Raw genomic sequence first — 2,193 nt, forward strand, 5'->3', positions numbered from 1 at the left:
CAGAGAACCCCGCTGGTTCTGTCCCCGCAGGTTTCCAAGCACAAAAAGCTGTGTGCGCAGGTTGCGGCAGCGCAGGGGCAGCTCCTTCATCCCCTGACGGAGTTTCTTCCAATAGCCGTCATTCAGATCAAACTCGGGCAACGCAAGGATCGCGCGGTAGCGGGCAGACCGCTCGGCTATCCATGCGTCGCTCCAGGCTTTCAGCGCCGCCGTGGTGCTCTTGTCGCACAGCCGCAGCCGGTACTCGTAGCGGCCCGTCGCGGCATCGCGCAGCTTCGTGCTCGCCGCTTCGCCCAGGAGATTGCCGCAGGATCGCACCTGTTCGCTCAGGTCGGCGCGGTAGCCGTTTCCCTCAAAAACAAGCTGCTCCAGACGCAGCTCCGTCGGGTCTTCCACCGGCGGCATATCGATCACGATCTCCAGAAGCGACAGGGGGCTCACCTCGCCACGGCGGAAGAACCCCCGCGAGACGCGGTACAGATCGTGATACTCCAGGGTTACTTCATAGCGGTTATTAAGCGCCTCGAAGGCAAACAGTTGCAACTCCAGATCATCGCGGAACTCGCCGACCCTCGCCGGGAGCCACTCCCAGGTCCGCTCCGGTCCGTCCTGGCCGATGGTATTTGCCCAGAAGCCCGCTCCGGCGTAGCTGGTGCCCCAGAAGGTATGCTCGAGCCACTGCTCGTAATCCTCCCGCCGCAGCCGCCCGGCAAGCCGCTGGAAGAGCCCCGTAACAAGCGCTCCGGCGAGCGCCACAATTGCCCCGAGCAGCGCACCGGGGATCGCGCCCAGGCCGCCACCTTTTAAGCCGATCACCCCGCCGATTTTCGCTCCGGCCTTGGCCGCAATCGCGTACTTCATGGTCATCGTTGCGCCGGTCATCTCGATCGCTCTTCCAGCGTTTGCTCCTGCGTGAGCGAGCGCCTCGCGCGGTTGCTGTGCCCGCGCTGCCCGCTGCATCGCCGCAAGCGCTTCCTGTTGATTCCATGCGGCCAGGAGCATGTTCAGGCCCGGCCCCCAGAGGCTCCCGGCGGCAGCCATGTTCGAGGCAAGCGATACCACGTTCTCGGCAACCCGGATTGTCGCGCTGAGTCGTTCGTCGTTGCCGTCAGCCTGCGTGAGATCATAGATGCTCATGGCCACCTGGAACAGGGCGTACGCCCTCTGAAAGGACTCAACCCCCTCGTGAATGCCCTGAAGCCGCCGCTTCCCCCTCGTATCAATGCCCAACCCTTCATACTCGGCGTACCAGATTCCATCACGTCGTTTCGCTTCGATAGGCCCATACCGATGACTGTAGCGTTCGTTCATCGCACGTCCCCAGGCATCTGGATTCGGGTACCGCGCCTGTCGGGCGGCCATGTTGGCTTTACTTGTCGAGACCAGGCCGGTTTTGTATCGCCGGTCTACGATCCGCTTCCACACCACCAGGGGCTCATCTTTCATGGCGATCGCATGACTGAGCATCTCAAGCACACAGGCGGTACCTTCGCTCAAGGGCTGGTCGGTTTCCTGGATCGTTTTCGCACCGCTTATGAAGCGTGCTATCCAGTTATCTTCGCCGATCTCGGCGGCAAGGTCGTCGATCTTCGGAGGGTCGGTCTCACTCAGGTTGTGGTCGCTGAAGAACCGCTGGACCTTCACATCGGCCTCGTCAAACCGGCGCGCGAGGGCGTCGAACACCGGCATGGTGTTACTGAGGCGCTCCATCGCCTTGCCGAATATGACCTCCCCTTTCTGCTGTTCCGCCCGGTCGCTGCTGTAGTCATAGTCGATAAGCGAGGCGTGAAACACCGGTTGATCAAGGATCGCCGCCGATAGCACGCCAAGCTGCTCCATGGGCATGAGCAGGTCGGCGGCGCGTTCCCGGTGTTGTTCCTTCCACTGTTGGTACGCATCGCCATAGACACAACGTTCGGCCAAGGGGTATTCGCCGAGGAGCGTGTCGATATTCAGCCCCAGGGCTTCATACAACGCGCGTGCATGCCGCTCGCTCCCGCCGGTGCGGGGTGCCGTAACGGGCACCTTCTCTTCGATGAATCGTTCGTAGCGCTCTTGATACTCTTTGTAGCGATCGGCGTATTCCTGCAACCGCGCGACGTAGTCATGGAGATAGACCGTGGTGATGTGATTTTTTTCCTCGTCGATCCGTTCGACATCCCCGGGCGTGCTGAAGGAGGACAGCCAGGTGCC

The 2,193-nt window shown here is 61.8% G+C and carries 1 protein-coding gene; it reads right to left on the bottom strand.

What is annotated here, in order from left to right; translation table 11 throughout:
* Positions 1-2,193: hypothetical protein (locus BW950_RS15210; RefSeq protein ID WP_200796853.1), on the bottom strand; the 2,193-nt coding region annotated here is incomplete at both ends.

Source organism: Alkalispirochaeta americana (genome assembly GCF_900156105.1).
Lineage (GTDB): Bacteria > Spirochaetota > Spirochaetia > DSM-27196 > Alkalispirochaetaceae > Alkalispirochaeta > Alkalispirochaeta americana.